Genomic DNA, 25,483 nt, shown 5'->3' with positions numbered 1-25,483 from the left:
CTGTTCAGGTGGGTGTGTATGTAAGCGAGCCTTTCGTCAACAAGGAGGGCGATTCCTACTCCGGCATGGCCATCGACATCTGGCACGATATCGCCACGCGCATGAATCTTGCTTCGCAATATGTGGAATATCCCAATTATGGGGAGCTGGTGAAGGCTGTTTCCGAAGGCAAGGTCGAAGCCGCCGTCACCAATCTCACAATCACGGAGAGCCGGGCTGAAATCATCGATTTCACGCATCCATGGTTCGATGCGGGCCTGCGCATCATGATCCACACCCAGGCGGGCAGCGGATGGGACGACCTGATCAATCGCCTGGACGATGCCGGGCATCTGGCGACCTATGCGTGGATATTGTTCATCCTCATCGCCGCCACGGTGGTGCTTACGATTTTCGACCGGCGTTTTGATGAAGGTTTTCCAAAGCGGTGGCGCGAGGGGCTGGCGGAGAGCTTCTACCACGTCGTTTCCATTGCCACTTCGGGCAAAACCTCGCGCAAAAACCTGTTCGGCTGGGTGGGACGCGTCTGGCAGACATTCTGGATGGTGTTCGGCATTGCTATCATCGCCTATGTGACTTCATCGGTTACCAGCGTCATGACGGTGGCCCATATCGACAACAGCATTTCCAGCCTGTCGGACCTGCAAGGGAAATCCGTGGGCGTACGCGCGGGCAGTGTCGCGGAGCAATTCCTGAAATCACGCTCCATCGCGACCGTGCCTTTCGATCACCTGCCCGAAGCCGTCGGAGCGCTCGTGAACGACGAGATTGCGGCAATCGTCGGTGACGGTCCGGTCCTCGACTATTATGCCCATCAGCATGCCGACCAGCCCATCGATCTCGTCGGCAATGTGTTCAGCCCGGACAAATATGGCTTCGCCTTCCCCCGCCAGAGCGAACTTGTCAAACCGGCGAGCGTGGCGATCATCAGTGCCCATGAGAATGAGGAAATCGCCAAGCTGAAAGCCAAATATTTCGGCCCCGAGAACTGATGCGCAGACAAAAAAAGGCGGCCACTGGCCGCCTTATTCATTTCCGCAGGTGATTTACCGACCCGCGACGATCGACGAAATGATGCCGGTTGCGATGCCGATCAGCAGGTAATCGTTGTTGACCTTGACCCAGTGATAACCACGCGGCGGCTGGCGCAGCTTGTAGCGCGAATAGTTGTTCACGACGTGACCGCGATAGTTCGGCGGCAGGCGGTTGCCCTTCCTCCAGCTCTGATGACGGCGGTCGTCATATCTGCGCGCATCATATTTCGGGCCGCCCTTGTGCATCTGGCCGTGAGACGGCTTGCCGTGATGCGAGGGATAAGACTGTGCCATCGCAGCAGGCGCGGCGAGAAATGAAAGGGCAGTGAGAGCAATAACGATCCGCTTCATATCGGCTTTCCTTTGTTACATTCGATGGGAGGACAATGCGCCCGCCAATGTGAATGCCAAGTGAATGCGCCCATTAATTTAATTTAATGATTTCATCGGTCTGGTACAAAGCAGCAGCCCCGCATTTCCCATCCGTGTAAAATGCGCTAGGTAAAGCCCGAATACATGCGCACCCGCAAGGGCAAGGCTCAGAGGACTGGATCATGATGAACTGGGTTTTCATTCTGCAAGGCGTTATCGCGTTCGGACTGGCCGCATTGGCCATCGCGGTCATTCTGCGCCATCGCCGCCACTGACGCCGGTTCGCACCGCTATATTTTTGCCTGGACCTTGCCGGTCTGGCGCAACCGAACTTGAGATCAATCGTTCATACCTGGTCTGGTATTTCTTCAGGAGGAGATGGGGATGCGGAAAGTAGCACTGGGGCTGGTTACCCTTCTGGCCATAACGGGCTGCACCACTACGGAAAAGGATCTTTCCATCGGCACGGGCGCCGGGGCCATCATCGGCGGCATTGCCGGTGGCGGACGAGGCGCCCTGATCGGCGCGGGCGCGGGTGCGCTGGGCGGCCTGCTGGTGCGTGAACTGCGCAACGGCAATTGCCAGTATCGCGACCGTCATGGCCGCATCTATGTGGCGCGCTGCCGGCGATAATCCCGAAACCGTGCAAGGTTGTCGAAAGCGCCGGTTCTCCGGCGCTTTTGCTTTTCGGGGATTTCGGCCCGCCTGCCCTCGCTGGAACCTTCCCGCGCCGATGGCGTTTTACTGGAAATAACGACAGGGAGAACTCCGATGAAGCTTGCTCTCAAAGCCGCCCTTGTTGCCCTGGGCGTGTTTGCGGCGGGCGCAGCGCAGGCGGCGAACGCCATTTCCACCACCAATCTCAATATCCGCACCGGCCCCGGCACGCGCTATGCGACGCTGGGCTCCATCCCGAGCGGAGCGCCCGTGACGGTGCGCGGCTGCACAGCCGGTTACGGCTGGTGTCAGGTGAGCTATGGCCCGACCTTTGGCTGGGCTTCGTCACGCTATCTCGCGTTCAGGGAAGGAACTTCAGGCGGATATTCCGACGATTTCGGTCGAACGGCTGCGTTGATCGGCATTCCGCTGATCGCGGGCCTTGCCATAGGCTCGGCCCTCAATGATCGTGACGATTACTGGTATCGCGACCGTCGCTATTACCGGAACAGACATTGGGATCGCCGCGACTGGCGTGACCGCCCGCGCTGGCATGGCAATCACGGGCCCCGCGTTTACCTGAGGCAGCGCGGACCGGACGGCCCACACGGTCAGTGACAAGCAATTCAGCTAGAGACGGCAAACGCCGCGAAGCGAACTACTTCGCGGCGTCTGCGCGCAGACTTGTCGTATAGTCGGATAAGAGGGGATGGCGGCATCACCCACATCCGCGGCTAGCCCGAGGTTTTGAAGTGTGCTGTGCACGTCAGTTGCACTGACCAATCGAATTTCGGCTCTTGTATCAAGAGTGGGTCGAGGCAGGTTAACTGAACCTTGGATACAGCTTACGAAAGGCTGCGCTGCTCCGAACAGGCTTGGTAGAAAAACGTGCTATTGTTCGATATACGCCACAACAAGATTTTTTCGTACCGCGACGTCAAAGGCACCGCTGTTTTTCCAATAGAGGCCAGGCGTATCTGCAAACAGGAAGATTAGCTCTCCATCGGCAGGCACGGTCCAATTGATCACCCCGGTGCCAATCGTATATTGCGTTGGGTCGTTGCCGATTAAGGCCACAAGCTTCAGGATGTGGTTATCCTCATTCAGGAAAAGTGGAATGGGAGCTGCCGGATTGGCCCAATGGGTATTATCAGCACCGAACCGCACATAACCCGACGCGACAACGCTGATGACGTCTCCCTTTTTCAGCATCACACCTGTTTTTTGCCCCTGTTCCAAATTGGCAGCAACTTTTCCGTTCCAGACAGTCTGTTCAGTCATTTTATCATTCCTTCAAGTTATTTGAAAATCATTTGAGTATATTGTTCCGCCGGGCAACCGCTGATGGTAATTGGAAAGAAATTTCAGCAATGTGTCGAACGGGATAAATAGGCTTAACTTTCCTCAAGAGACCGAAGATACCAGGGCCCTTTTGTGTTTTAGAACTGTGGCTGTGAAGTAGCCTACATTATCGGCAAAAAAACCTGGCTTATCGTCAACCAGAAGGATCAGCTCACCGTCGGTGGGAACTCTCCAATCGAGCACACCGGTACCAATCGGGTGCTTTGTTGGATTATTGCCAATCAGCGCCACCAGCACAGTCACTCCAGCCGGGTAGGTTCCATATGGCGGGATGGGGGATCTGGGATCAGCAAATTGGGTATCGCCTGCGGCGAAATTTATGTACCCTGAGGCTGTAACGGAAATGATGTCACCCGCCTTAAGCTGCACGCCGGTCTTCTGACCGCTTTCCAAGTTGCCAGGAACTTTTCCTGTCCATATTACCTGTTCATTCATTTTATTATTCCTTTTTAATAGATGAAATGCTCTGTCATCATTCTGAATATACAGAATAATCATCGTATAATTAATAAATTAACAAATATATGCTTAATAGATCGACTTAAATAATTTCAAATCAACCGATTATTGTTACTATCATTCTTCTTTGTACTTGAACTGTAACTTCGAATGCTCCGTGGTTGTCGCCATAATCACCAGGAGAGTCACGAAACAGGAAGCGTAACTCGCCATCGGTGGGAACACTCCAGTTCAGCACACCGGTTCCGATAGGATAGCGAATTCCATCATTGCCGATTAATGCCGTAAGTCTCGCAGTCGCAATTGGATAATACGGGTCATCACCAATTTCCGAGGGAATGGTACTTAGCGGATCGGAGATTTGACGACTTTTCGTGCCGTATCTTATGTATCCAGAGGCAACGACGGATATGAAGTCTCCCTTTCTGAGCTGAAGCCCTGTCGTTTGGCCACGCTCCTTGTTGGCAGGAACGAGTCCTGTCCATGAATTTTGTTCATCCATTGAGTATTCCTTCTAATAATTCTACCGATTAGGAAGTTTTAGTGACCTTACCGAATAAAAACATTAAAGAACGGCAAAATAAATTCTATCGGTGTTTTTGACAGGATGGATGAAGTAAATTTGGTTAACTCAAACAAGTACTACAATGGCTCTTTTTTGTTTTTGAACCGTGACCGTGAAGGAGCCGCTGTTGTCGGCATAATCACCAGGATTATCACGGACCAGAAAGGTCAACTCGCCATCGTATGGGACACTCCAGTTCAGCACACCGGTGCCGATAGGATAGCTAATTCCATCGTTGCCGATTAATGCCCGGAGCCTCGCACTTTCAAATGGATAATACGGATCAATGGGATCACTCGAGGGAATGGTACCGAGCGGATCGGAGAATTGGCGACTGCCCTTGCCGAATCTTATGTATCCCGTGGCGACGACGGAAATGAAATCTCCCTTTCTAAGCTGAAACCCCGTCTTTAGGCCATGTTCCTTGTTGGCCGGAACGAGTCCCGTCCATGAATTTTGTTCATCCATTGAGTATTCCTTCTAATAATTCTACGATTAAGAAATTTTTGTGACCTTCCCCAATAACAACATTAAAGAATGGCAAAATAAATTCTATCGGTGTTTTTGACAGGATGAACTCAATAAACCGAATCAGGTCATCAATGTTACGATGGCCTTCCTTTGTTTTTCGGCTGTCACTTCGAAGAAGCCAGTATTACCTTTATGAGAATTACGGTCATTAAACAGGAAGGTTAATTCACCATTGATCGGAACACTCCAGTTGAGCACACCGGTGCCGATCGGATAGCGAGTTTTGTCGTCGCCAAACGTAGCTACGAGCCCAACATAGTCGTTGGGGGGGCCGTACGGCGGAATGTAAGTAGACGGATCAGCCCACTGGATATCGAGAGGGCCAAACTTCACGTATCCCGAGGCAGCAACGGAAATCAAGTCTCCTTTTTTTAGCTGGATACCCGTCTTTTGACCTTGCGCCAGATCGCCAGGAACTATTCCGGTCCATGTCGTTTTTTCAACCATTCAACTAGTCCTTTCAATCAAGTGAGCAATTCGGCAAGTTCTCCCGAACCGATAAGATGCTCATCTTAATTATTCATCGAGTAGTTTCTATTGATGTTTATGACAGGATGATCTCGATAAACCGAATCAGGTCATTAATGTTACGATGGCCTTTCTTTGTTTTTGGGCTGTGACTTCGAAGAAGCCACTGTTGTCTCCATAAGAGTTAAGGTCATTAAACAGAAAGATTAGTTCGCCGTCCGCCGGAACACTCCAGTTGAGTGCACCGGTACCGATTGGATAGCGGGTTTTGTCGTCACCAAATGTGGCTACGAGGGCGGTGTAGGTGTCGCGAATGCCATACGTCGGAATGACGGTAGCTGGATCAGCGCACTGGATATCGAGAGGGCCGAATTTCACGTACCCAGAGGCGACAACGGAAATCAAATCCCCTTTTTTGAGCTGCAACCCGGTTTTTTGCCCCTGTTTCAGATTGGCAGCAACTTTTCCCGTCCATGTCGTCTTTTCGTCCATGTATATTCCTTTCGATTGCTGCCCATTGATGAAACTGGGAGAAAACCTAAGGGATCAATTTAAGAAATGGCCAAGGAAACGCTATTGGCGTTTCTGACAGGCTTTCCGGGAGCAGGTTTCCTGTCGCTCTTTTGGGGTCAAGCCGGGAGCGACCGAATTTATGCAACTTTGGATTGATCAGGACGGCGCGGTTCGACAACAGCCGACAGCGTTGTCTCTACATGGAAACGAGCATCGGACGCTTTAAAGGCAAATATTTCAATAGTTTAGCGGAGGGCAGTTGGAAGATGGCGATCCCGGCAGGATTCGAACCTGCGACCTACGGCTTAGAAGGCCGGTGCTCTATCCAGCTGAGCTACGGGACCTGATCTTTCGATCAAAATCGAAGATATTCAATGAATGCAAGGCTTTGATGGCAAAGCCCTGCCGAATTATCCTATTGCCGGGCCTGATGCAATTGTCAGGCCATACAGGCAATCAGTGCGTCCAGGGCATCGTCCGGTCGAACCGGAAATTGTCCGAATAGGAAACCTTGCGGCGCTTCGGCTCGTTCGGCTCGAAAACGCGGTAGGCGATGCCATTGCGCTTCGCATAATCGACGGCTTCCTCCCGGGTGGCGAAGAACAGACGAATCTGGCTCTTCATATCACCGGAAGACGTGTAGCCCATCAAAGGCTCGACCATACGCGGGCTTTCCGGCTCATATTCCAGAAGCCACTGGTCTGTCTTGGCCTGACCGGACTGCATGGCAGTCTTAGCTGGACGGTAAATACGTGCAACCATTTGAAGAACCCTGAACTGCTTTGCTCCGCCGGGGAGCTGAAAATCCACCAAGGCAATAGTTTACACGTGAATGCATGTCAACGCGATAAAGACGCACGCCACAGCCTCTGCCGGGGCATCCAAAGTGTCGACCATTTAAACCTTGGGGAAGATGGTCGGAGCGGCAGGATTCGAACCTGCGACCCCCTGATCCCAAATCAGGTGCGCTACCAGACTGCGCTACGCTCCGTCGCTTTCAAGCGGGTGCGGCTTCACTAGATAATCAAACGAGATAAAGCAAGAGGCAAAATTGTCAGATTGCGCTTTTTCCCTTCAATCCGAACAGGATGGCGGAAAGAGCGGGATTTCGCAGGTGTTTCGCTCGTCGCCCTCGACATCCCGCCAGCATGAGCGCAACCTCCGGCAGCAGAAGCCGCGCCGCTTGCAACGGGTAAAGCCTTTCTCCGTCCGAAAGTAGCAGAATCACCGAATTGACAGCGCTGGTAAAGTAAGCTTACCAATTATCTGCCTACATAAATTAGCAACGCACCAGATGACTGCCGTTCGGGGAGAGAACGGCCGTTCATTGCATAACCGCCGGCGAAATTGCGGCGGCGCATTTCATGTCAAGGAAAGGAACGCATATCCAGGAAGGGAGGACCGATGCCCTGGAATCAAGTTTATGACCCTTTGGGAAGCATGTTCTTGTCGACATTGCTTGCCGCCTTGCCGATTGTCGTCCTGCTGGGCGGTATCGGCTTCTTTCACATCAAGGCGCATACCGCAGCCATACTTGGTCTTCTTACAGCGCTTGTGATTGCAGTCGTCGGCTTCGGGATGCCCGCCGACATGGCAGGCGCCACTGCCGTTTACGGTGCCGCCTACGGACTTCTGCCCATTGGCTGGATCATTCTCAACGTCATCTTTCTCTATCGGCTGACAGAACAGACCGGCCAGTTCAACATCCTGCGCGATTCCATTGCGGGCATCACGCCGGACCGCCGTCTCCAGCTTCTCTTTATCGCCTTTTCGTTCGGCGCCTTTTTTGAAGGTGCCGCCGGGTTCGGCACGCCTGTCGCGGTGACTGCCGCGATGCTGATGGGACTGGGTTTTGCGCCCCTGCCCGCGGCAGGGCTTTCGCTCATCGCCAACACCGCGCCCGTCGCCTATGGCGCGCTTGGAACGCCGGTTATCGCGCTTTCGGCAGTGACGGGGATAGACCTGATGCAGTTGTCGGGGATGATCGGGCGTCAGCTCCCGTTCTTCTCCGTCATCGTGCCTTTCTGGCTGATCTGGGCCTTTGCCGGGCGCAAGGGCATGCTGGAAGTCTGGCCTGCGCTGCTGGTGGCGGGCGTCGCCTTCGCCATTCCGCAATATCTGGTCTCCAATTTCCACGGGCCGTGGCTGGTGGATGTGGTGGCTGCGATCTGTTCGATGGCAGCGCTGGCCGGGTTCCTGCGGGTCTGGCAGCCGAAGCGGATATGGACGTCGACGGGACAGGAAGGCGAAGTGGATGCAGGCCCCATGCCCGCACCGCCGAAACATTCCACCGGAACCGTTTTCCGGGCATGGACCCCGTGGCTTATCCTGTCGGTGTTCGTGTTCCTCTGGGGCACGCCGCAGTTCCGGACATGGCTCGATTCGCTGTGGGTGTGGAAAATGCCGGTTCCCTATCTGCATAACATGGTGTTCAAGGTTCCGCCGGTTGTGGCCGAAGCGCATTCAGAGGCCGCGATCTATACGCTCAACCTGCTTTCGGCCACCGGCACCGGCATCCTGCTCTCGGCAGTGGTGGGCGGGCTGGTGCTGGGCTTCAACCCGCTCCGGCTGCTGAAGGAATATGGGAGGACGGCCTATGTGGTCCGCTTCTCGCTGATCACGATCTCGGCCATGCTCGCGCTCGGCTATGTCACGCGCTTTTCGGGAACCGACGCGACGCTCGGCCTCGCCTTCGCGCAGACGGGCTGGGTCTATCCGTTCTTCGGTGCGATGCTCGGCTGGCTCGGCGTTGCGCTGACGGGCTCCGACACGGCATCGAATGTGCTGTTCGGCGGCTTGCAGAAGATCACGGCGGAACAGCTCGGCCTGTCACCTGTCCTGATGGCTTCGGCAAACTCGTCCGGCGGCGTGATGGGCAAGATGATCGACGCGCAGTCCATCGTCGTCGCCTCTACCGCAACGCAGTGGTACGGGCATGAATCGAAGATCCTGCGCTATGTGTTCTTCCATTCCGTGGCGCTTGCCGCCCTCGTCGGCCTTCTGGTGATGGCACAGGCCTACCTGCCGCCGTTTACCTCCATGGTCCCGACAGAAACACTACCGGCCATCACGCATTGACGTGATCGACCGGAAGGCAGACCCACGCGAGCCCCCGCTTGCGTGGGTTTTGTTTTGAGAAAGTTCCTTCCGGAACCAAATCACACGCGCTGGCGTTCTCACTTCACTACCAACCAGCTGGAGACTGAATGTGAACAGAAACGGGCTTTATCTGATTATTGGCGCGCTGATCGTCGTGGCCGCAGGTCTGGCGATCTATGTCTATCGCGAAGAGACCAAACCCGCCGGGATCGAGATGAAAATCGGAGAAGGCGGCGTTTCCATTGAGGAAAATTGAAATCGAATTCAAGTTATAACCATATAAACCGATTAAGATTTCAAGCGCTTACGCTTTGTGATGCAACGTTTTTGCCCTCGCCATGTTATTTGGGGCACCAGATAAAACGGAGGACCAAATGGGTATCCAGACTGTTTCCGATGAGCTTTATCGTCGTCATGAACGCGAATGGGCGGAGCTGCGCAACGCGGTTGAAGCAAGCGAAGCCAACCAACGGCAGCAGGAAAAGGCTTCCGGCCAGACCTCCTGCGATCATAAGACGTCTGGCCACCAGTAAGTCTTGCCACCCTGCCTCGAAACGCCGCGAAAGCGGCGTTTTTTGTTGCCGTCTCAGCGCTCGGGCAGCGCTCGGGCAGCACCCGCGGCAAGCCCCGGTAACCAAATGCGAAGGAACAATTGGTAGCGTCTCCCCATCGCGATTCGAACAGGAGACAGACGATGGCTGCACGCAAACGCACCACCCGCTCGCCCAAGCGCTCCACCAAGCGTTCAGCCAAATCTTCGGGCTCGTCCACTCCCCTGCTCGCGCTGGCCGCCATTCTGGGTCTCGGTGCCTTCAGCCTCTGGGCGACGTCCCAGCACAAGAGCCCGCAGGCTGCGATAACAGCGCTCTTCCAGCGCCCTGCTTCCAGGCCGGTTGCGCAGCCCGCCGCGAAAACGGAACCAAAGGCGACCGTCGCCAGCAAGGCCCCTGAAAGCAAGTTGCCGTCGAAGGATTATGGCGCTGCGGTCGGCACCGTGCCGCGCCCGTCTGCGCCCGTTGCGGCGCCCGCTCCGCAAAAACCGGTGCAGCAGGCTGCAATCCAGACCGCCACCCCGCCGCGCCCCGCAAATCAGGTCGTTGCGCCCCCGCCCCCGCCGCCCGCGGCTGCGTTGCGCTCAATGCCGCCGCGCGGCGTCAACACACCGGCAAGCTCGCCTTCGGTGATCTACGCCAAGGCGCGCCTCACCATCCACAAGAATGCCTGGGACAAGTCGCCATCCATCGGCGTCGTGGAAAAAGGCCGCGAAATGCGCTCCTATGGAAAGACCGGACGCTGGCATCGCGTGATCGTCCCGAAGACGAACATGATCGGCTGGGTGCATGAGGACCAGCTTATCGGCGGACGCAACAAGCCGGACAGCGCCAGCCTGATAACCGGCTCGATTGTCAAGAAGCAGCAAACCGCGACCGTGGCGCCGTCCAGACAGGCTCCGCGGACAGCGCATTCACGCATGGAGCCGCCAAAAGCTGTCGGTCAGAAGAATTGATCCAGAATGTTGGATCAGACCGCCTGCGCCATTGCTTCGAGCTGCCGGTCGCCCGGCAGATAATCGAATCCTGCTTCAATCAGTGATGAACTGTCTGCGACCAGATCGCCATAAAGCTGGTCATAAAGCCCGCTTTTGCCCGCTGCCGAAAGCAGGAGCCGCATGAAGACCGGCGGGACCGGCACAAGCCGCGAAGGCTTTCCCAAGGCAGTCCGCAGCTTCGTCACCAGTTCCTTCGTGGAACGTGGTTGCGGTTCGGCAAGATGAAACACGCGCCCGGCAACCTTTTGCGCAGGCGCAACGCTTAGAAATGTCAGCGCGCGCGCGACATTCTCCAGCGACACAAAGCTGCGCCGGTTGTTTGCCAGACCGAAAGGCAGCGGCAATCCGCTGTCGCAGAGCCTTATCAGCGCTTTCAGGTTCGCCCGCGCTCCCGGGCCATAGACCAGAACCGGACGTGCGATGACGATCTCGATCCCGCTTAGTTCCCGCAGATCGGTTTCGGCCCTGGCCTTGGCGCGCCCATAATCGTCACGCGGCTTCAGCGGCATGTCCGGCGTCAAGGGCGACGGGTTTCCCGCGACCGTATAGATCGTGGATACGAAAACGAAGCGCTTTACACCGGCCGCCTTTGCCCTGGCGGCAAGTTCCACCGCCAGCCGATGATTGACCGCATCGAATGTTGCGGCATCGGGACGTTCCGCGCCCGTCCGATGCGCGAGTGCCGCACAATGGACGACTGTTTCCACACCTGAAAGGTCCGGACCGGACAGCGCGTTCCGGGACAGAGGCAGCACTTCGTGCCCCTCACCGGCCAACATTTGCGTCAATGCGCTTCCGATGAAACCGCCCGCCCCTGTGACCGCTATCCTCATCCTCAGCGTTCCGGCTGTTCGCTGTCGGCCAGAACCTGTGCGGCGAGCGTGCGCGTGATGCGGCTTTTCTGCTCCAGCGCCGCGCGGTCGAGCTTGTCGACGATGCGGATTGCAGACAGAAGCGAGCGCTCTATCCGGCTGACCAGATAGGCGACGACATGGGGCTCCACGCTCACCTGCCGGTCAGCAAAGAGCTTGTGAATGACGCCTGAAAGCAGCAGGTCGTCCGGTTCGGCAATTTCAACGACGGTCGCAGCCTTGAGGCGCGACGCAAGATCGGGAAGCTTGACGTTCCAGTTCGCGGGCCACAGCCGTGAGGTCATGAGCAAGGAAGGTCCAATACCCTGGGCCGCATTCTGCCGGACGCTGTTGATAAGGTGGAAAAGCCCCGTTTCATCGAAAGGCGTGGCGCCGATATCGTCGATCAGCACGGGATATTCGGCAGCGCCATTCACGGCTTCTTCGGTGATGCTGGAAGGGTCGACCAAAAGCGCGCCCGTTCCGGCCCGCCAGATTTCCGCCAGATGCGTCTTGCCCGAGCCAGTCGGTCCGGCAAGGATGGTGACGGGCGACAGCCAGCTCGGCCAGCGGTCGATGAGGTCGACGGCGGCCCGGTTGGAGCCCGTGACGATCAGGTCCTCCCGGTGGTAACCGGGCTGATGCTCAAGGTTCAACGGAATCTGGCGCGGTGCCTCACGCATCGCAGCCTCCTGCACATCCTGTTGTAACGCCCGGCCCGTCACGACCCAATTTCATTTCTCTCTGCCCGCACTCTCGCCCGCCTCGATCAGCGGCCCCGCATCCGGGTCCGGCTGATGGTAGGCAGGATCATACATCGGTGAGTGGAGATAGCTATTCAATGCGAACCGCACAAGCACCCCGACCGCCGCCGCGGCAGGCACCGCGACCAGCATTCCGGTGAAGCCGAACAGCGAGCCGAAGGCGAAAAGCGCGAACATGAGCCAGACCGGATGCAGGCCCACGGACGAGCCGACGAGCTTCGGCTGGAGGATGTTGCCTTCCACGAACTGGCCAAGGAAAAACACGCCCGCGACGGCGCAGATCATGATCCAGTCGGGCCAGAACTGGACCAGCGCCACGCCGATGGCGAGCGCCAGCCCGACAAAAGAGCCGATATAGGGAATAAAGCTGATGAGACCGGCGAAAAAGCCGATCAGCAGGCCGAAATTGAGCCCCGTCAGCGTAAGCCCGATGGCGTAATAGGTCCCAAGAATGAGGCAGAGCGTTCCCTGCCCGCGAATGAATCCGGCAACGGCGGCGTTCATCTCGCGTGCGATGCGGCGCACGGTGTGAAGCTGGCGGCGCGGCACCCATGAATCGATGCTCGAGACCATGCGGTCCCAGTCCAGCAGCATATAGAATGCAACCACCGGCGTGACGACGAAAAGGCCCGCAATATCGATCAGCGATTTCCCCGAATTCCACAGGGACTGAAGCAAGGTCGAGAGGAAACCGGCGCCTTGCTGGAGCAGCGAACTCAGATTCTGCTGAATGACGGAACTGTCAATGCCGATATATTTCTTCAGCCACTGCGAATCCTCATTCGCCAGAAGCGATTGCAACTGGGTTATGTATTCGGGGATTTTGGAAATGAAATCCGCAAGCTGCGTTGCCAGGATCGGCACGACGATCATCAGGCCGAGGATCAGCGCCATCAGGAAGATGAGCAGGATGACGACCGTGGCGGCAAGCCGCGAAAGGCCGAGGCGTTCCAGCCGGTCCGCAACGGGATCGAGGAAGTAGGCCAGCGCCATCCCGGCCACGAAAGGCAGCAGGACGGAACTGAAAACGACGAGAAACAGGACGAAGACCGCGACTGCGCCCACCCAGAACATCGCCTGACGGCGCACCGAAGAGCCGGTCAGCGCACCGACTTCCACATTGACGTGAATGTCGCCGTCACGAACCTTCGCTTCCGATTGACGGATCGTTCGGCTGGCGGTGGTGCGCGTGGGTGTCGGTTTCTTGACCATGTGCGTCCATTTTAAAGGAAAACTATCGGATAGAACCAGTCCTGATAGCAGAACGGCGTTACGGATGTCTTATTGCAGTCGCGGACAAGTTAGAACGGTTGCCGAGGATTGCAATGTCTGTGCGAAAGGCCTGACGAAACACAACCTTCTGTCGGATGATGGGCAGCGCTTTACAATTTTAGTCGGAATTCTGCGCTGTTTCACTCTTTTCCGGCCTTGTGGCCTTGCAGGCAGCGCCGTCTCATGGCATTGCGCGCACATTCTCTGTTTATCGCATTTTTCGTGAGCAAAACCGTTATACGCTTTTGCCGAAAATGCATTAGACAACTGCGTGGATAAGCGCCCATTTCAGGAGCAGGCCATGACCATGGAAAACAAGCCCGCCAATAAGCCCGCCGACAAGTCTGCTGCCCATAATGGCCTGACCTATGCGCAGGCTGGCGTCGACATCGATGCCGGCAACCTGATGGTCGAGAAGATCAAGCCGCTCGTGCGGTCCACGCGCCGCCCCGGTGCGGACGGAGAGATCGGCGGCTTTGGCGGCCTGTTCGACCTCAAGGCCGCAGGCTTCAAGGACCCGGTGCTCGTTGCCGCCAATGACGGCGTCGGCACCAAGCTGAAGATCGCCATCGACGCCGACAAGCACGACACGGTGGGCATCGATCTGGTTGCCATGTGCGTCAACGATCTCGTTGTTCAGGGTGCAGAGCCGCTTTTCTTCCTCGATTATTTTGCGACCGGCAAGCTTTCGCCGGACCAGGGCGTGGACATCGTTGCGGGTATTGCCGAAGGATGCCGTCAGGCCGGTTCAGCGCTGATCGGTGGTGAAACCGCTGAAATGCCGGGCATGTACCGCGACGGCGATTATGATCTTGCCGGTTTCGCGGTTGGCGCCGCTGAGCGCGACCGCCTGCTGCCGCGCGGCGACATTGCCGAAGGTGATGTCATTCTCGGTCTGGCTTCGTCCGGCGTTCATTCCAACGGGTTTTCGCTGGTGCGCCGCATCGTCGAGCTTTCCGGCCTCGGCTGGAAGTCCGATGCTCCGTTCCAGCCGGGCGCGACGCTGGGCGAGGCGCTACTCACCCCGACGCGTATCTATGTGAAGCCGCTTCTCGCCGCGATCCGCGCTTCGGACGGCATCAAGGCGCTGGCGCACATCACTGGCGGCGGTTTTCCCGACAATATTCCGCGCGTCCTGCCGGAAGGTCTTGCCGCCGAAATCGACCTTGCCTCCATTTCCGTTCCGCCGGTCTTCTCCTGGCTTGCCAAAACCGGCGGCGTCGCGCCGAACGAAATGCTGCGCACCTTCAATTGCGGCATCGGCATGATCGCTGTCGTGAAGCCGGAAAAGGTCGATGAAGTCGTGGCCGCGCTTGCCGCCGAAGGTGAAAAAGTCGTCACGCTGGGCCAGATGGTCAAGCGCGAAAAGGATGGCGTCGTCTACAAGGGCCAGCTTGCGCTATGAGCCGCAAGCGGGTCGTCATCTTCATTTCGGGCGGCGGCTCCAACATGGAGGCGCTGATCCGCGCCACGCAAGCCGCGGATTTTCCAGCCGAAATAGTGGCCGTATTCTCCGACAAGGCAGAAGCTGGCGGTCTTGCCAGGGCGCAAGGCGCAGGCATTGCGACGCAGGTCTTCAAGCGCAAGGATTACGCCTCGAAGGATGAGCATGAAGATGCCATTCTGGAAGCCCTTGCCGCGTTGCAGCCGGACATCATCTGCCTTGCCGGTTACATGCGCCTTCTGTCGGGCCGCTTCATCGCTCCCTATGAAGGCCGCATTCTCAACATTCACCCTTCCCTGCTGCCGCTCTTCCCCGGACTGCACACCCATCAGCGGGCGCTGGATGCGGGCATGAAAGTCGCAGGCTGCACCGTTCATCTGGTGACCGAAGGGATGGACGAGGGCCCAATCCTGGCGCAGGCCGCAGTGCCGGTGCGCGCCGGAGATGATGCGGAAACACTTGCAGCGCGCGTCCTCAAGGCCGAGCACCAGCTTTATGCCGCCGCCCTTCGCAAATTCGCCGCCGGAGAGGCAGGGGATCGGGCAGTGATTCAGGCAGATAGCGTGATTGTCAGCGCCTGACCCGCGGCAAAATCATCACACACGAAGTTTTTTGTTAACAAAACTTTAATTTCCCGCAAAAAGCTCTAATTCCCCCTCGTAACGGAACTTGCTTCGGCAAACCCCGTTAAGAGTCGTGGAAAGCGATTCTTTCAATATGTTTTCAGAAGAGGACAAAGACATGTCTCTCCGTTTCTCGACTTCCTTCCTTTCGGCAATGGCCGTGGTTTCCGGCATTGCGGTTACGGCTCCAGCTCTCGCAGCCGACTTCGTAGCTCCTCCCGCTTCGGGTCGCACCCAGCCGCGCTCGGAAGTCGGTATGCTGTCCTGTGACATCTCCCCGGCTATCGGCGTAATCATCGGCAGCCAGCAGGATGTGGATTGCGTATTCCGGCCTGCCCGCGGTCGCGGCCCGATTGAGCACTACACCGGCACCATCACCAAGCTCGGCGTCGATGTCGGCTTCATCAATGGTGGCCGCGTCGCCTGGGCCGTATGGGCTCCGAGCGTTCGTCCGGAAGGCGCGCTTCAGGGCCGTTATGTCGGTGCTTCCGCCAATGCAGCCATCGGCGTCGGCTTCGGCACCAATATCCTGACGGGCGGTTCGTGGAAGACGATTTCGCTTCAGCCGATTTCGCTTCAGGGCCAGCGCGGCCTGAATGCCGCCGTGGGTGTTTCCAAGCTGAAACTGCGTTACGCCGGCTAACGGGCAGCGCGAATAAACAACAACGCCGGGGCGCATATATAGTTTATATATGCGCCCCGGCGTTGTTGGATTAATATTTATGCATTTATTTTGCGTATCCAGATCTTGGTATCGTGCACCGCAAGCCCGCCATAGGGAGCTGCCGGTTCGGCGCCGATCAGGATGTTGATCCCCTCGCCGCGCTCGAAGGTGGAATTGGGGAAAATGCCCTCGGAAACAACGACACCGCGTTTTTGCCCGGCGCGCAGCACGGCATGAAGCACCAGCTCGCCGCGATGATTGCCGATCTCGATGCGTTCGCCGTCCTCGATGCCAAGCTCTGCCGCATCGTCGGGATGGATCAGAAGTTCGGGCCGGATTTCCTTGGCAAGCGATGTCGGCGTCTCGGCAAAGGTCGAGTTCAGGAAATTATGGGCCGGTGAGGTCGTCATGCGGAATGGATGTTCGGCATCCGCCGTTTCGATCACTTCCCAATGGTCCGGAAATTCCGGAATGGACTGATGAGGCCCCTGAAGTCCCATGACTTCCGGCGGTTTGTTCGGCGAAGGGCTTCCGGTCCAGTCCGGGCGGAAGCGGAACTTGCCGTCCGGCCATTTGAAGCCGTTGATATAATGCGCTTCCTCGAAGGGCGGTTGCAGATCGACAAACCGCTTTTCCTTCAATTCGTCGAAATGCGGCAGATCGCTATTGGCATTCATGTTGTCGATCAGCGTGCGCTCGTCCAGGTCGAAGCCCGGCAGATGCCCTACGCCAAGCCGTTTTGCCAGCTCGTTGATGACGAAGATGTTCGGACGCGCATCGGCAAGCGGCTCGATCAGCTTCGGCCCGAGCACGACATGCTGCTGCCCGCCGCCGCGATAGATATCGTCGTGTTCGAGGAATGTGGTCGCAGGCAGGACGACATCGGCCATCTTCGCCGTATCCGTCATGAACTGCTCATGCACGGCAACGAACAAATCCTCGCGCGCGAAGCCCTTGCGGACCAGCCGCTGTTCCGGCGTCACATTCATCGGATTGGTGTTCTGGATTAGCATGGCCATGACGGGCGGGCCGCCATAAAGCGCTTCCGGGTCACCGGTCAAGATGCGTCCGATCTTCGACTGGTCGAGAAAGCGAAGGCCGACATCCTGCATGGCGCGACCTTCGATCTCGCGCTTGTCCATCTTGAAGATGCCGGAATTGGAATGAAACGCCCCGCCGCCTTCATGAAGGAAAGCGCCCGTCACGCAGGCGATCGAAGCGGCAGCATGCATGTTGACCGCGCCATTGCGCTGGCGGGTGAAACCATAGCCGAGGCGGAAATAGGTTCGCTTGGTTTTGCCGACGAGATGGGCAAATGCTTCGATCTCATCAACGGACAGGCCGGTGATCGCGGCTGCCCATTCCGGTGTGCGGGTCTGAAGATGCGCTTCCAGCCCCTTCGGATCGTCGGTGTAGCGCTCCAGATAATCCCAGTCTGCAAGGCCGTCGCGGAACAGCACGTGCATGACCGCACAGGCGAAGGCGCCATCGGTTCCCGGCTTCAGCACGATGCCCATATCCGCCTGCCGGACTGTCGCATTGGCATAAACGTCGATGACGACGATCTTGGCACCGCGTTCCTTGCGCGCGCGGACCGCATGGGTCATGACATTGACCTGCGTGGCGGCGGCATTGGTGCCCCAGATGACCACGACATCGGCCTTGGCCATTTCACGCGGATCGGGGCCGGTCAGGCTGCCGGTTCCGGCGAAATAGCCGGTCCAGGCCATATTGGTGCAGAAACTGTCGAACTGGTTGGAATAACGCTTGGCAAAGCGCAGACGATTGATGGAGTCGCGCTGCACCAGCCCCATCGTGCCTGCATAATAATAGGGCCAGACGCTTTCGCTGCCATAATCCTGTTCGGCTTTCAAAAAACGCTCTGCGATGAGATCAAGGGCTGCTTCCCACGAAGCCTGCTTCCATTGCCCCTCACCTTTTGCACCGGCGCGAACCAGCGGGTGCTTCAGGCGGTCGGGGTGATGCACACGCTCCGCATAGCGCGCCACCTTGGCGCAGATGACGCCAGCCGTGTAGCTGTTGTCCTTTGCGCCGCGCACGCGCCCGATGGTGCGCTCGTCGAGAATTTCCACGTCGAGTGCGCAGGTTGACGGGCAATCATGCGGACAGGCCGAATGACCGATCTTGATATTCGAAATGGGAGCGTGCTGGTTCATACTACTTTATTAGCTCAAGCCACTTGCCGCAGAAACGAATTTCTGCCGGAAGATTGTAACTGTGACGAAATAAATTTTCACGACAGGCGCAATGAAATCGCGCCGAAGACAATAAGCCCGGCAGCCACAAAGCGCGGCAGGCCGACTTTTTCTTTCAGTACCACGAAGGAAATGAGCACGCCGAAGAGGATCGCCGTCTCCCGCAATGCCGCCACGACGGCAATCGGGGCCATGGTCATCGCCCAGAGCGCCAGGCCATATGACCCCAGTGTGCCCACCCCGCCGATCATGGCCGGTCGCCAGTGATTGCGCAGGTAATGGATGAAGCGGTCCGGCTCGCGATAGAATGCCCAGCCGGCAAGCGGTATGGCGTTCATCAGGAACAGCCACAGCGTATAGGAAATCGGCTCTCCCGAAACGCGGACGCCAAGGCCGTCGATGATCGTATAGCTGGCAATGAAACCAGCATTGGTGAGAGCCAGCAAGGCCGTGCGGCTTGAAGCACCGCGATTTCTGCGCCGGGCATCAAGCGCCATCGCCAGCACGCCGGAACAGATAAGGATGATGCCAAGCCAGCTTTGCCAGCCCATGATCTCGCCCACCAGAGGCGCGCTCACCAGCGCCACCAGCAAGGGCGGCGTGCCGCGCATGATCGGATAGGCTTCGCTCATGTCGCCGGATTTATAGGCCGCTGCCACCAGCGACATATAAAAGGTCTGCGTGACCGTCGACAGAAGCATGTAAATCCAGCTTGCCGGGTTCGGCAGCGGCAGAAAAGGCACGATGAAAAGAGCGATCAGCCCGGCAGCGCCGGTAACGCTGGCGGCGCTGAAGAACTTGTCTCCGCTCCCCTTTACGATTGCGTTCCAGCTCGCGTGGAGGAACGCGCCAAAGAGGACGATCAGAAGGACGCCACCAGACATTTCGGGACTCGACTCAGAGGATAAGGAGCAGATGTTGATGGTTGTATGTCACATTTGTGACAGGAGAGATATTGCAGCAACGACGCAGTGTCCGTTCCAGAAGTCGCGATTTTCAAACCGGCCTGCCGCTTTTTGATTGAGACATCGGGGCGTTTTGCCATTCCCTGCCTCTTGCCGAAAACAGGCCGACATGAAACAAGCGCAGCCATGAATTATCGTCACGCCTATCACGCTGGAAATTTCGCGGATGTCGTCAAGCATGTCATCCTGACCCGTCTTGTCGAATATCTGAAGCGCAAGGATCAGGCCTTTCGCGTCATCGACACCCATGCGGGCATCGGCCTCTATGACCTGAAAGGTATCGAGGCTGGGAAGACCGGCGAATGGACGGGTGGCATCGACCGCATCGTGGATGCGGTGAAGAAAGGGCAGATCGAGCAGCCAGCGCTGGAATTGCTGGAGCCCTATCTCGCCGCCGTCCGCGCCGTCAACGAAGGCGAAAAGCTTCGTCATTATCCGGGTTCGCCGCTTGTCGTGCGGCATCTTCTGCGCAAGCAGGACCGTTTGTCCGCGCTGGAACTGCACCCGCAGGATTCGGCCAGGCTGGCAAAACTCTTTGATGGCGACTACCAGGTGCGCGTGACCGAACTCGACGGATGGCTGGCGCTTGGCGCGCACCTTCCGCCGAAGGAAAAGCGCGGCATGGTGCTGGTTGATCCGCCTTTTGAAAAGGAAGCCGAATTTGACCGTCTGGTCGACGGGCTGGCCAAGGCGCATAAGCGTTTCGGCGGCGGCATCTATGCGCTGTGGTATCCGGTGAAGGACCGCAGGGAAACCGAACGGTTCACCAAACGCCTGCGTGAAACCGGCATTCCCAAGATCATGCAGATCGAGCTTGCGATTCGCGCGCCTTCCGCAGAACCGCGCCTCGATGGCACGGGCATGATTGTAGTCAATCCGCCTTTTACACTCGAAAGTGAGATGCAAACCCTGCTTCCCTGCCTTACCAAGCTTCTGGCCGAGGAAAAGGGGAGCAATTTCAGCATCAAGTGGGTGCGCAGCGAGACGGATCGCACTTGACCCGGAGAAATTGCTAGCAGAAACTGCGCCTCGACGAGGCTTCGGTCATCACAGAATTCAGCGAGCTGGCTCGCAATTTCGGACAGGATAGAGATATGCAACGAACCCTGGATCGCATCGGACAGTTTTCACGCGCAGCCGCTTTCGCCGCAGCCGTCCTTCCCCTGACGCTGGTTTCCCTGCCAGCGAACGCCGCAGACTATCTTGCCCCGGCACCCGCAGGTGTTGCGGATGCGGGCGCGTGCAGCCAGCAGAGCGTGCTGCGCTCCGTGGTTTCCGATTTCGGCTATCAGGTGCGCCACGTCCCGAACCTGCCGCAGGTCGGCATTTCGGCCATGAGCGACGTTCAGCTGACGCGGTATGAGCCGAAGACCAACCCTGCCCAGATCGAGCGCACCTATTGCAAGGCGACCGCTGTTCTGAGCGACGGCCAGTATCGCTCGGTCTGGTATATGGTCGAGGAAGGCCAGGGCTTTGCCTCCATGGGCCGCAACGTCGAGTTCTGCGTCGACGGTTTCGACCGCTGGTATGTGTACGACGCCCGGTGCCGCGTTCTTCGCTAGTGGTCTGATCCGGCATTTGCATCCCTCGGATATAAGCGCCGAGCAAATGTCGGAATCAAAAAACCACTAGTATCTGCTCTTGGAGTCGCCATGCCGGTCTCCCGCTTTTTGATTCAGACACTGACGCCTTGAGCAACGATTGAGTGGAGGGCATATGCTGCGGAAGTTTGGCGCTGCTGCGATTACGTTGCTTGCAGCGGCAACGGCGAATGTTCTGGCAGCCCTGCCTGCACGCGCTAATGATATTCCGGGCGAGTTCGACTTCTACGTCCTCGCCCTTTCCTGGTCGCCAAGCTATTGCGCATCGGAAGGTCCGCGCGCCAACAAGCAGCAATGCGGCACCAGCCGGCCTTTCGGTTTCGTGGTGCATGGCCTCTGGCCGCAGAACGAATGGGGTTATCCGACGAACTGTCAGGTGGACAACAACCGAAGCGGCGGCAGCTATGTGCCGCGGCGGATTATTTCCAGCCTGTCGGACATCATGCCTGCTGCGGGCCTCGTCGCCTATCAATGGCGCAAGCACGGCAGTTGCTCGGGCCTTTCACAGAATGATTACTTCGCCACGCTGCGCAACGCTTTCGATCAGGTCAACATTCCGCCCAGCCTGCGCAATCTGGCCAGCGGGACGGCGGGCGGGCGACGCGTTGACCCTTTCCTTGTCGAAAAAGCCTTCATCGCAGCCAATCCCGGCATGAAGCCGGACGGTATTTCGATCAGTTGCAAGCGGAATTACCTGCAGGAAGTCCGCATCTGCATGACAAAGGACCTGCAATTCCGTTCCTGCGATGAGGTGGACGCCAATGCCTGCCGAAGCCGCTCCGTGATGATGCCCGCCACGCAATAGACCCTACATAGCCCGTTCAGGAAATTACGATGACACAGATTCTCTATTCACCCGCTTCGCCCTATAGCGCGAAGGTTCGCATGGCCGCCTATCACGCCGGCATTTCGTTTGAAAGCGTCATCGTCAACACTTCGGCGGAACCGGCGGATCTGATTCAGGCCAATCCGCTCGGAAAGATTCCGACGCTTTTGACGGATGACGGCAAGGGCGTCTTCGACAGCCGCGCGATCACCCAGTACCTGAACCGGGTTTCGGGCAACAAGCTTTTCCCGCGTAATGCGGAAAAGCGTACCGATGCCGAGCGCTATGAAGCCATCGCCGATGGTCTTTGCGACGTGCTGCTGGCCCATGTCTATGAACGGCGGATGCGCCCCGAAGAGAAGGTCCACCAGCCCTGGCTCGACCTGCAATGGCGCAAGGCCGAGCGGGCGCTCGACCTTCTGAACGAAGCGCCGCCCCGCCTTGCGGGCAAGCTGCATGTGGGACATATCGCCGTTGCCGCAGCGCTTGGCTATCTGTCGCTGCGTTTTGAAGGCAAGTGGGAGCGCAACCGCTCCAAGCTCAAGCGCTGGATGAAGCGTTTTCAGGAGCTACACCCGGAACTGACCGAACTTCTGCCGCGCGGCTGATTGGTTTGAAATGAAGGAAACCCCGGATTTTCCGGGGTTTCCTTTTGCGGGTCACTCGCTTTTATTGATCGCTTGCAAGATGCGATAAGCGGCCTTTATGCGCTCATCGTTTGGATAATTCCGGTTGGCGAGCAAAACAATGCCGGTCTTCTTCGCGGGGACAAAGGCCGCATAGGCGCCAAAACCCTTGGTCGAGCCGGTCTTGTTGATGAACATATCCGCCGAGGGCGCGTGTGGGGGATCGAATTTCTCGATCTTGTGCGATTTCAGCGCCATATCCGACGAATTGCCAGCGAGAAGCGTCTTGAGCGTGACCGGATAGGTATAGATTTCCCAGCCGAGACCCTGATTGTTCGCCCCGACACCGTAATAACCCGTATGCGTGGCGGCGACGGCTTTCTGGAAGTCGGGCGCAAGCGAGGCGCTGTCGATATTCAGCTCCACGAAGCGAAGGAGATCGGGCGCCGTGGTCTTGATGCCATAAGCCTCCGCATCCCGCGTGCCGCTTGCCACCCGGGTTGGCTTGTCGGCCTTGGCGTAGCCATAGGCATAGTCCTTCATCCGGCTTTCCGGCACATGAACGAAAGTGTTCTTCAGACCGAATGCGGGCAGAAGCTTCTGCTCCATCAACACATCGAACGGCTGGCCCATGCTGCGTGCTGCGAGGTAGCCGAACAGCCCGATGCTGGGGTTCGAATAACGGCGCTGGGTGCCCGCCTGGTAATCCGGTTTCCACTTTCTGAAATAGGCCAGCATGGAACTGTCGTCGGTGACAGCATCGGGGAACTGCAAGGGCAATCCTCCCGGCGTATAGGTTCCAAGATCCAGCATGGTGATCTTGTCGAAACTGCTGCCCGCAAGTTCGGGAGCCCATCTGGTCGCAGGATCGGACGGGGAGAATGCGCCGGTCGCCAATCCATAGCCGCCAAGCGTCGCGGTGAAGGTCTTGCTGATCGAGCCAATTTCGAAAATCGTATCCTTATCGACTTTCTGCCCGCTTTCCTTCGATGCCACCCCATAACCGAAGAAGTGGCTTTTGCCATCGATGCTTACGGCAACGCCCATGCCGGGGATTTTCTGCCCGGCCATGAGCGGGCGCACGGTTTCATCGACAATGCGGCGCAGTTCGTCGTCATTTATCGTGCCTGCCGCCAGCGCGCCGCCGGCAGGGATGATGGCTGAACCAGCAAGGAAACCAATCAAAAGCGTCGTAGATTTTCTCATGACAGATGAATAAACCTCATGATTATGCATTCGGCTGCGTCTCAACCGAGACATAGCCGCCGCTGCGCGATCCATTATACTGAAACCCGTTTCCCACGGTATATAGGCCTTTCAGGCCCTGCTGATATACGATGCTTGCGCTGCGGCGACAAACGACGTTATCTAGCATTTGACATTAGAAAAATTTGGGTCTTCATGGTTCGTCCGCATCTCCCGCTCAATTCGCTGCGCGCCTTCGAAGCGTCGGCGCGCCACCTCAGCTTCACCAAGGCCGCGATCGAGCTTTGCGTCACGCAGGCCGCTGTCAGCCATCAGGTCAAAAGCCTTGAGACCCGGCTGAATGTGACGCTGTTCGAGCGCCTGCCGCGCGGGCTGATGCTGACCAGCGAAGGGGAAACGCTGCTCCCCACATTGAAGGACGCATTCGACAGGATTGCCGGAACGCTCGAACGTTTCGAGGCGGGGCATTACCGGGAAATATTGCGGGTCGGCGCGGTGGGGACGCTTGCGGTGGGCTGCTGCTGCCGCGCCTGCCAGATTTCCAGAAAAGCTATCCCTTCATCGACCTGCGGCTTTCGACCAACAACAACCGGGTGGATATCGCGGCGGAGGGGCTGGATTACGCCATCCGGTTCGGCAGCGGCGCCTGGCACGGCATCGATGCAACGCGATTGCTGGAAGCACCCTTGTCGCCGCTTTGCATTCCCGAACTTGCGCGCGAATTGCGAACCCCGGCCGATCTTGCGCGCCACACGCTGTTGCGCTCCTACCGTGCCGATGAATGGACGCAGTGGTTTCTGGCGGCAGGCGTCACGGGCGACATGCCCCTGCCCCGGAGCATCATGTTCGATTCGTCGCTTGCGATGATGGAAGCCGCCATGCAGGGAGCGGGTATTGCACTTGCGCCGCCGCTGATGTTTTCCCGGCAATTGCTGTCGGAAACCATCGTCCAGCCATTCGAAACGACGGTGACGATGGGCAGTTACTGGCTGACGCGGCTGCAATCGCGCGCGGAAACCGAAGCGATGTCGGCTTTTCGCGGCTGGCTGATAGATGCCGCCACCAACTGAGCCCAAAAACGGCGCAACAAAAAACCGGGCAGTTTCCTGCCCGGTTTTCCGTGTTCAATTATCATATAATTAGAACTTGTAGCCAACGCCGACGCGGATGTCGTGGGTGTCGAGCTTGTTACGGACCGACTCGGTGCCAAGATCATAGGTCTTGTTGCCGAACTGGGTGTAACGGTATTCAACGCGGCCCAGGATGTTGTCCGTGAGCTTGGCTTCCAGACCTGCACCAGCAGTCCAACCAACGCGGAATTTGCTTTCGTCGTCAAAGCCGTTGTCGAGCTTGACCTGCTTACCAGCAACACCGGCGGTGATGTATGGCATAACCGGGTTCAGGTCGTAGCCAAGACGGCCACGCAGCGAGCCTTCGAAGCCTTCCTTGACTTCCAGGCCGTTCTTGGACTTCTTGGCCCAGGAGTAGCCGGCGTCGCCTTCAACACCGTATACGAACTGGTCCTGCTGGAAGTTCCAGCCAGCGTAAGCGCCAGCCTTCATGTCGTCCGGCTTGATGCTGCCGTCGGTGTTGGTCTTGACCTTGTTCCAGCCGTAGCCGAGGTACAGACCGGTGTAGCCGCCAGCCCAGCTGTACTGCGGAGCCATTTCGACCGGAGCCGGAACAGGAGGCTGTTCCTGGATGGCGTCAGCAGCGAAAGCAGTCGCAGAGAACGGCAGCAGCGCAGCCGAGGCGATTACGAGAGACTTAAGAGTGCGCATAGCATTCTCCTTACACAAATTACCTTTTGCGCGGT

At 57.6% G+C, this 25,483-nt stretch carries 29 protein-coding genes, 2 tRNA genes and 1 pseudogene; 15 read left to right on the top strand and 17 right to left on the bottom strand.

Features of this window, described 5'->3' with window-relative positions; genetic code table 11:
* Window positions 1-8: 8 nt before the first annotated feature.
* Window positions 9-992: a transporter substrate-binding domain-containing protein gene (locus ABWW28_RS16695; protein ID WP_051556941.1), complete on the top strand. Its 984-nt coding sequence runs from the start codon at window positions 9-11 to the stop codon at window positions 990-992.
* 54 nt (window positions 993-1,046) lie between these two features.
* Here the strand turns inward: ABWW28_RS16695 and ABWW28_RS16690 are convergent, their stop codons facing one another.
* Window positions 1,047-1,385, bottom strand: a complete 339-nt coding sequence (locus ABWW28_RS16690) for an RcnB family protein (protein ID WP_006466452.1) — start codon at window positions 1,383-1,385, stop codon at window positions 1,047-1,049.
* 405 nt (window positions 1,386-1,790) lie between these two features.
* Between ABWW28_RS16690 and ABWW28_RS16685 the strand changes: the two genes are divergently transcribed.
* Together ABWW28_RS16685 and ABWW28_RS16680 are read left to right on the top strand one after the other, a co-directional pair.
* A complete protein-coding gene (locus ABWW28_RS16685) occupies window positions 1,791-2,039 on the top strand; it encodes a YMGG-like glycine zipper-containing protein (protein WP_353391492.1) in 249 nt (82 codons plus the stop codon).
* Window positions 2,040-2,177: 138 nt separating this feature from the next.
* The gene (locus ABWW28_RS16680) at window positions 2,178-2,681 is read left to right on the top strand and encodes an SH3 domain-containing protein (protein WP_006472428.1); all 504 of its coding nucleotides are present in this window, start codon (window positions 2,178-2,180) and stop codon (window positions 2,679-2,681) included.
* 273 nt (window positions 2,682-2,954) lie between these two features.
* On the opposite strand, the gene ABWW28_RS16675 is transcribed toward ABWW28_RS16680, so the two are convergent.
* The 9 genes from ABWW28_RS16675 to ABWW28_RS16635 all read right to left on the bottom strand — a co-directional run bounded on the left by ABWW28_RS16675 (window position 2,955) and on the right by ABWW28_RS16635 (window position 6,952).
* Window positions 2,955-3,344, bottom strand: a complete 390-nt coding sequence (locus ABWW28_RS16675; protein WP_121994396.1) for a LecA/PA-IL family lectin — start codon at window positions 3,342-3,344, stop codon at window positions 2,955-2,957.
* 123 nt (window positions 3,345-3,467) lie between these two features.
* Window positions 3,468-3,860 carry a LecA/PA-IL family lectin gene (locus tag ABWW28_RS16670; RefSeq protein ID WP_183514437.1) on the bottom strand — a complete coding sequence of 131 codons (393 nt, stop codon included), beginning with the start codon at window positions 3,858-3,860 and terminating at the stop codon, window positions 3,468-3,470.
* A 121-nt stretch (window positions 3,861-3,981) separates the two neighbouring features.
* Entirely contained in the window at window positions 3,982-4,386 is a 405-nt protein-coding gene (locus ABWW28_RS16665; protein WP_183514436.1) for a LecA/PA-IL family lectin, read from the bottom strand.
* A gap of 129 nt (window positions 4,387-4,515) precedes the next feature.
* A complete protein-coding gene (locus tag ABWW28_RS16660) occupies window positions 4,516-4,917 on the bottom strand; it encodes a LecA/PA-IL family lectin (RefSeq protein ID WP_183514435.1) in 402 nt (133 codons plus the stop codon).
* 123 nt (window positions 4,918-5,040) lie between these two features.
* Window positions 5,041-5,427 carry a LecA/PA-IL family lectin gene (locus ABWW28_RS16655; RefSeq protein ID WP_121994399.1) on the bottom strand — a complete coding sequence of 129 codons (387 nt, stop codon included), beginning with the start codon at window positions 5,425-5,427 and terminating at the stop codon, window positions 5,041-5,043.
* Window positions 5,428-5,553: 126 nt separating this feature from the next.
* Entirely contained in the window at window positions 5,554-5,940 is a 387-nt protein-coding gene (locus tag ABWW28_RS16650; protein WP_121994400.1) for a LecA/PA-IL family lectin, read from the bottom strand.
* A 288-nt stretch (window positions 5,941-6,228) separates the two neighbouring features.
* Window positions 6,229-6,305 (bottom strand) — tRNA-Arg (locus ABWW28_RS16645).
* Between the two features lie 112 nt (window positions 6,306-6,417).
* Window positions 6,418-6,723, bottom strand: a complete 306-nt coding sequence (locus tag ABWW28_RS16640) for an ETC complex I subunit (RefSeq protein WP_006472429.1) — start codon at window positions 6,721-6,723, stop codon at window positions 6,418-6,420.
* A 152-nt stretch (window positions 6,724-6,875) separates the two neighbouring features.
* Window positions 6,876-6,952, bottom strand: a tRNA-Pro gene (locus tag ABWW28_RS16635).
* A 413-nt stretch (window positions 6,953-7,365) separates the two neighbouring features.
* Here ABWW28_RS16635 and ABWW28_RS16630 point away from each other — a divergent pair.
* The 4 genes from ABWW28_RS16630 (at window position 7,366) to ABWW28_RS16615 (ending at window position 10,567) form a co-directional block, all read left to right on the top strand.
* Complete coding sequence (locus ABWW28_RS16630) at window positions 7,366-9,039, top strand: L-lactate permease (protein WP_113474530.1); 1,674 nt, start codon at window positions 7,366-7,368, stop codon at window positions 9,037-9,039.
* 130 nt (window positions 9,040-9,169) lie between these two features.
* Entirely contained in the window at window positions 9,170-9,316 is a 147-nt protein-coding gene (locus ABWW28_RS16625; RefSeq protein ID WP_353391488.1) for a hypothetical protein, read from the top strand.
* A 118-nt stretch (window positions 9,317-9,434) separates the two neighbouring features.
* Window positions 9,435-9,593 (top strand): hypothetical protein, encoded by a 159-nt coding sequence (locus ABWW28_RS16620; protein WP_006472432.1) that lies wholly within the window; start codon window positions 9,435-9,437, stop codon window positions 9,591-9,593.
* 161 nt (window positions 9,594-9,754) lie between these two features.
* Window positions 9,755-10,567 carry a hypothetical protein gene (locus ABWW28_RS16615; protein ID WP_353391486.1) on the top strand — a complete coding sequence of 271 codons (813 nt, stop codon included), beginning with the start codon at window positions 9,755-9,757 and terminating at the stop codon, window positions 10,565-10,567.
* Between the two features lie 14 nt (window positions 10,568-10,581).
* Here the strand turns inward: ABWW28_RS16615 and ABWW28_RS16610 are convergent, their stop codons facing one another.
* The 3 genes from ABWW28_RS16610 to ABWW28_RS16600 are packed head-to-tail and all read right to left on the bottom strand — an operon-like array spanning window position 10,582 to window position 13,436.
* Complete coding sequence (locus ABWW28_RS16610; protein WP_353391484.1) at window positions 10,582-11,442, bottom strand: NAD-dependent epimerase/dehydratase family protein; 861 nt, start codon at window positions 11,440-11,442, stop codon at window positions 10,582-10,584.
* Window positions 11,443-11,444: 2 nt separating this feature from the next.
* Window positions 11,445-12,143, bottom strand: a complete 699-nt coding sequence (gene hdaA / locus ABWW28_RS16605) for a DnaA regulatory inactivator HdaA (protein WP_121994404.1) — start codon at window positions 12,141-12,143, stop codon at window positions 11,445-11,447.
* Between the two features lie 51 nt (window positions 12,144-12,194).
* On the bottom strand, window positions 12,195-13,436 hold the full coding sequence (locus ABWW28_RS16600; RefSeq protein ID WP_021587824.1) for an AI-2E family transporter: 1,242 nt from the start codon (window positions 13,434-13,436) through the stop codon (window positions 12,195-12,197).
* 361 nt (window positions 13,437-13,797) lie between these two features.
* Here ABWW28_RS16600 and purM point away from each other — a divergent pair, with 361 nt between their 5' ends.
* From purM to ABWW28_RS16585, 3 genes are all read left to right on the top strand, one after another.
* Complete coding sequence (gene purM, locus ABWW28_RS16595) at window positions 13,798-14,901, top strand: phosphoribosylformylglycinamidine cyclo-ligase (protein ID WP_006472437.1); 1,104 nt, start codon at window positions 13,798-13,800, stop codon at window positions 14,899-14,901.
* Entirely contained in the window at window positions 14,898-15,521 is a 624-nt protein-coding gene (gene purN, locus ABWW28_RS16590) for a phosphoribosylglycinamide formyltransferase (RefSeq protein ID WP_353391480.1), read from the top strand. Before purM ends, purN begins: the two co-directional genes overlap by 4 nt.
* A gap of 160 nt (window positions 15,522-15,681) precedes the next feature.
* Entirely contained in the window at window positions 15,682-16,206 is a 525-nt protein-coding gene (locus tag ABWW28_RS16585) for a DUF992 domain-containing protein (RefSeq protein ID WP_031347231.1), read from the top strand.
* 77 nt (window positions 16,207-16,283) lie between these two features.
* Here ABWW28_RS16585 and ABWW28_RS16580 read toward each other — a convergent pair whose 3' ends face one another.
* Both ABWW28_RS16580 and ABWW28_RS16575 read right to left on the bottom strand, forming a co-directional pair.
* Window positions 16,284-18,404 carry a molybdopterin oxidoreductase family protein gene (locus ABWW28_RS16580; RefSeq protein WP_353391478.1) on the bottom strand — a complete coding sequence of 707 codons (2,121 nt, stop codon included), beginning with the start codon at window positions 18,402-18,404 and terminating at the stop codon, window positions 16,284-16,286.
* 77 nt (window positions 18,405-18,481) lie between these two features.
* A complete protein-coding gene (locus ABWW28_RS16575; RefSeq protein WP_006466436.1) occupies window positions 18,482-19,327 on the bottom strand; it encodes a DMT family transporter in 846 nt (281 codons plus the stop codon).
* A 207-nt stretch (window positions 19,328-19,534) separates the two neighbouring features.
* Here ABWW28_RS16575 and ABWW28_RS16570 point away from each other — a divergent pair, with 207 nt between their 5' ends.
* The 4 genes from ABWW28_RS16570 (at window position 19,535) to ABWW28_RS16555 (ending at window position 22,443) form a co-directional block, all read left to right on the top strand.
* On the top strand, window positions 19,535-20,407 hold the full coding sequence (locus ABWW28_RS16570; RefSeq protein WP_353391476.1) for a 23S rRNA (adenine(2030)-N(6))-methyltransferase RlmJ: 873 nt from the start codon (window positions 19,535-19,537) through the stop codon (window positions 20,405-20,407).
* 95 nt (window positions 20,408-20,502) lie between these two features.
* The gene (locus tag ABWW28_RS16565) at window positions 20,503-20,970 is read left to right on the top strand and encodes a phage portal protein (protein ID WP_353391474.1); all 468 of its coding nucleotides are present in this window, start codon (window positions 20,503-20,505) and stop codon (window positions 20,968-20,970) included.
* Between the two features lie 154 nt (window positions 20,971-21,124).
* Complete coding sequence (locus ABWW28_RS16560; protein WP_353391472.1) at window positions 21,125-21,814, top strand: ribonuclease T2 family protein; 690 nt, start codon at window positions 21,125-21,127, stop codon at window positions 21,812-21,814.
* 29 nt (window positions 21,815-21,843) lie between these two features.
* Window positions 21,844-22,443 (top strand): glutathione S-transferase, encoded by a 600-nt coding sequence (locus tag ABWW28_RS16555; RefSeq protein ID WP_353391470.1) that lies wholly within the window; start codon window positions 21,844-21,846, stop codon window positions 22,441-22,443.
* Between the two features lie 51 nt (window positions 22,444-22,494).
* On the opposite strand, the gene blaOCH is transcribed toward ABWW28_RS16555, so the two are convergent.
* A complete protein-coding gene (gene blaOCH, locus ABWW28_RS16550) occupies window positions 22,495-23,667 on the bottom strand; it encodes an OCH family extended-spectrum class C beta-lactamase (protein ID WP_353391468.1) in 1,173 nt (390 codons plus the stop codon).
* A gap of 195 nt (window positions 23,668-23,862) precedes the next feature.
* Between blaOCH and ABWW28_RS16545 the strand changes: the two are divergent.
* Window positions 23,863-24,737: pseudogene (locus ABWW28_RS16545) on the top strand (LysR family transcriptional regulator).
* A gap of 69 nt (window positions 24,738-24,806) precedes the next feature.
* Here ABWW28_RS16545 and omp25 read toward each other — a convergent pair.
* Window positions 24,807-25,448 (bottom strand): outer membrane protein Omp25, encoded by a 642-nt coding sequence (gene omp25 / locus ABWW28_RS16540; protein ID WP_006472445.1) that lies wholly within the window; start codon window positions 25,446-25,448, stop codon window positions 24,807-24,809.
* Between the last annotated feature and the right edge of the window lie 35 nt (window positions 25,449-25,483).

Origin of the sequence: Brucella sp. NBRC 14130 (genome assembly GCF_040371715.1) — a bacterium.
GTDB classification, from domain to species: domain Bacteria; phylum Pseudomonadota; class Alphaproteobacteria; order Rhizobiales; family Rhizobiaceae; genus Brucella; species Brucella intermedia.
Note: the sequence above shows the minus strand (reverse complement) of the source record. Positions and strands in the feature narration are given on the sequence as shown.

Bases quoted from the DNA above. Each gene is read 5' to 3' on its own strand.
- ABWW28_RS16690 (WP_006466452.1), bottom strand. From the start codon at position 1,385: ATGAAGCGGATCGTTATTGCTCTCACTGCCCTTTCATTTCTCGCCGCG.
- ABWW28_RS16685 (WP_353391492.1), top strand. From the start codon at position 1,791: ATGCGGAAAGTAGCACTGGGGCTGGTTACCCTTCTGGCCATAACGGGC.
- ABWW28_RS16680 (WP_006472428.1), top strand. From the start codon at position 2,178: ATGAAGCTTGCTCTCAAAGCCGCCCTTGTTGCCCTGGGCGTGTTTGCG.
- ABWW28_RS16675 (WP_121994396.1), bottom strand. From the start codon at position 3,344: ATGACTGAACAGACTGTCTGGAACGGAAAAGTTGCTGCCAATTTGGAA.
- ABWW28_RS16670 (WP_183514437.1), bottom strand. From the start codon at position 3,860: ATGAATGAACAGGTAATATGGACAGGAAAAGTTCCTGGCAACTTGGAA.
- ABWW28_RS16665 (WP_183514436.1), bottom strand. From the start codon at position 4,386: ATGGATGAACAAAATTCATGGACAGGACTCGTTCCTGCCAACAAGGAG.
- ABWW28_RS16660 (WP_183514435.1), bottom strand. From the start codon at position 4,917: ATGGATGAACAAAATTCATGGACGGGACTCGTTCCGGCCAACAAGGAA.
- ABWW28_RS16655 (WP_121994399.1), bottom strand. From the start codon at position 5,427: ATGGTTGAAAAAACGACATGGACCGGAATAGTTCCTGGCGATCTGGCG.
- ABWW28_RS16650 (WP_121994400.1), bottom strand. From the start codon at position 5,940: ATGGACGAAAAGACGACATGGACGGGAAAAGTTGCTGCCAATCTGAAA.
- ABWW28_RS16640 (WP_006472429.1), bottom strand. From the start codon at position 6,723: ATGGTTGCACGTATTTACCGTCCAGCTAAGACTGCCATGCAGTCCGGT.
- ABWW28_RS16630 (WP_113474530.1), top strand. From the start codon at position 7,366: ATGCCCTGGAATCAAGTTTATGACCCTTTGGGAAGCATGTTCTTGTCG.
- ABWW28_RS16620 (WP_006472432.1), top strand. From the start codon at position 9,435: ATGGGTATCCAGACTGTTTCCGATGAGCTTTATCGTCGTCATGAACGC.
- ABWW28_RS16615 (WP_353391486.1), top strand. From the start codon at position 9,755: ATGGCTGCACGCAAACGCACCACCCGCTCGCCCAAGCGCTCCACCAAG.
- ABWW28_RS16610 (WP_353391484.1), bottom strand. From the start codon at position 11,442: ATGAGGATAGCGGTCACAGGGGCGGGCGGTTTCATCGGAAGCGCATTG.
- hdaA (WP_121994404.1), bottom strand. From the start codon at position 12,143: ATGCGTGAGGCACCGCGCCAGATTCCGTTGAACCTTGAGCATCAGCCC.
- ABWW28_RS16600 (WP_021587824.1), bottom strand. From the start codon at position 13,436: ATGGTCAAGAAACCGACACCCACGCGCACCACCGCCAGCCGAACGATC.
- purM (WP_006472437.1), top strand. From the start codon at position 13,798: ATGACCATGGAAAACAAGCCCGCCAATAAGCCCGCCGACAAGTCTGCT.
- purN (WP_353391480.1), top strand. From the start codon at position 14,898: ATGAGCCGCAAGCGGGTCGTCATCTTCATTTCGGGCGGCGGCTCCAAC.
- ABWW28_RS16585 (WP_031347231.1), top strand. From the start codon at position 15,682: ATGTCTCTCCGTTTCTCGACTTCCTTCCTTTCGGCAATGGCCGTGGTT.
- ABWW28_RS16580 (WP_353391478.1), bottom strand. From the start codon at position 18,404: ATGAACCAGCACGCTCCCATTTCGAATATCAAGATCGGTCATTCGGCC.
- ABWW28_RS16575 (WP_006466436.1), bottom strand. From the start codon at position 19,327: ATGTCTGGTGGCGTCCTTCTGATCGTCCTCTTTGGCGCGTTCCTCCAC.
- ABWW28_RS16570 (WP_353391476.1), top strand. From the start codon at position 19,535: ATGAATTATCGTCACGCCTATCACGCTGGAAATTTCGCGGATGTCGTC.
- ABWW28_RS16565 (WP_353391474.1), top strand. From the start codon at position 20,503: ATGCAACGAACCCTGGATCGCATCGGACAGTTTTCACGCGCAGCCGCT.
- ABWW28_RS16560 (WP_353391472.1), top strand. From the start codon at position 21,125: ATGCTGCGGAAGTTTGGCGCTGCTGCGATTACGTTGCTTGCAGCGGCA.
- ABWW28_RS16555 (WP_353391470.1), top strand. From the start codon at position 21,844: ATGACACAGATTCTCTATTCACCCGCTTCGCCCTATAGCGCGAAGGTT.
- blaOCH (WP_353391468.1), bottom strand. From the start codon at position 23,667: ATGAGAAAATCTACGACGCTTTTGATTGGTTTCCTTGCTGGTTCAGCC.
- omp25 (WP_006472445.1), bottom strand. From the start codon at position 25,448: ATGCGCACTCTTAAGTCTCTCGTAATCGCCTCGGCTGCGCTGCTGCCG.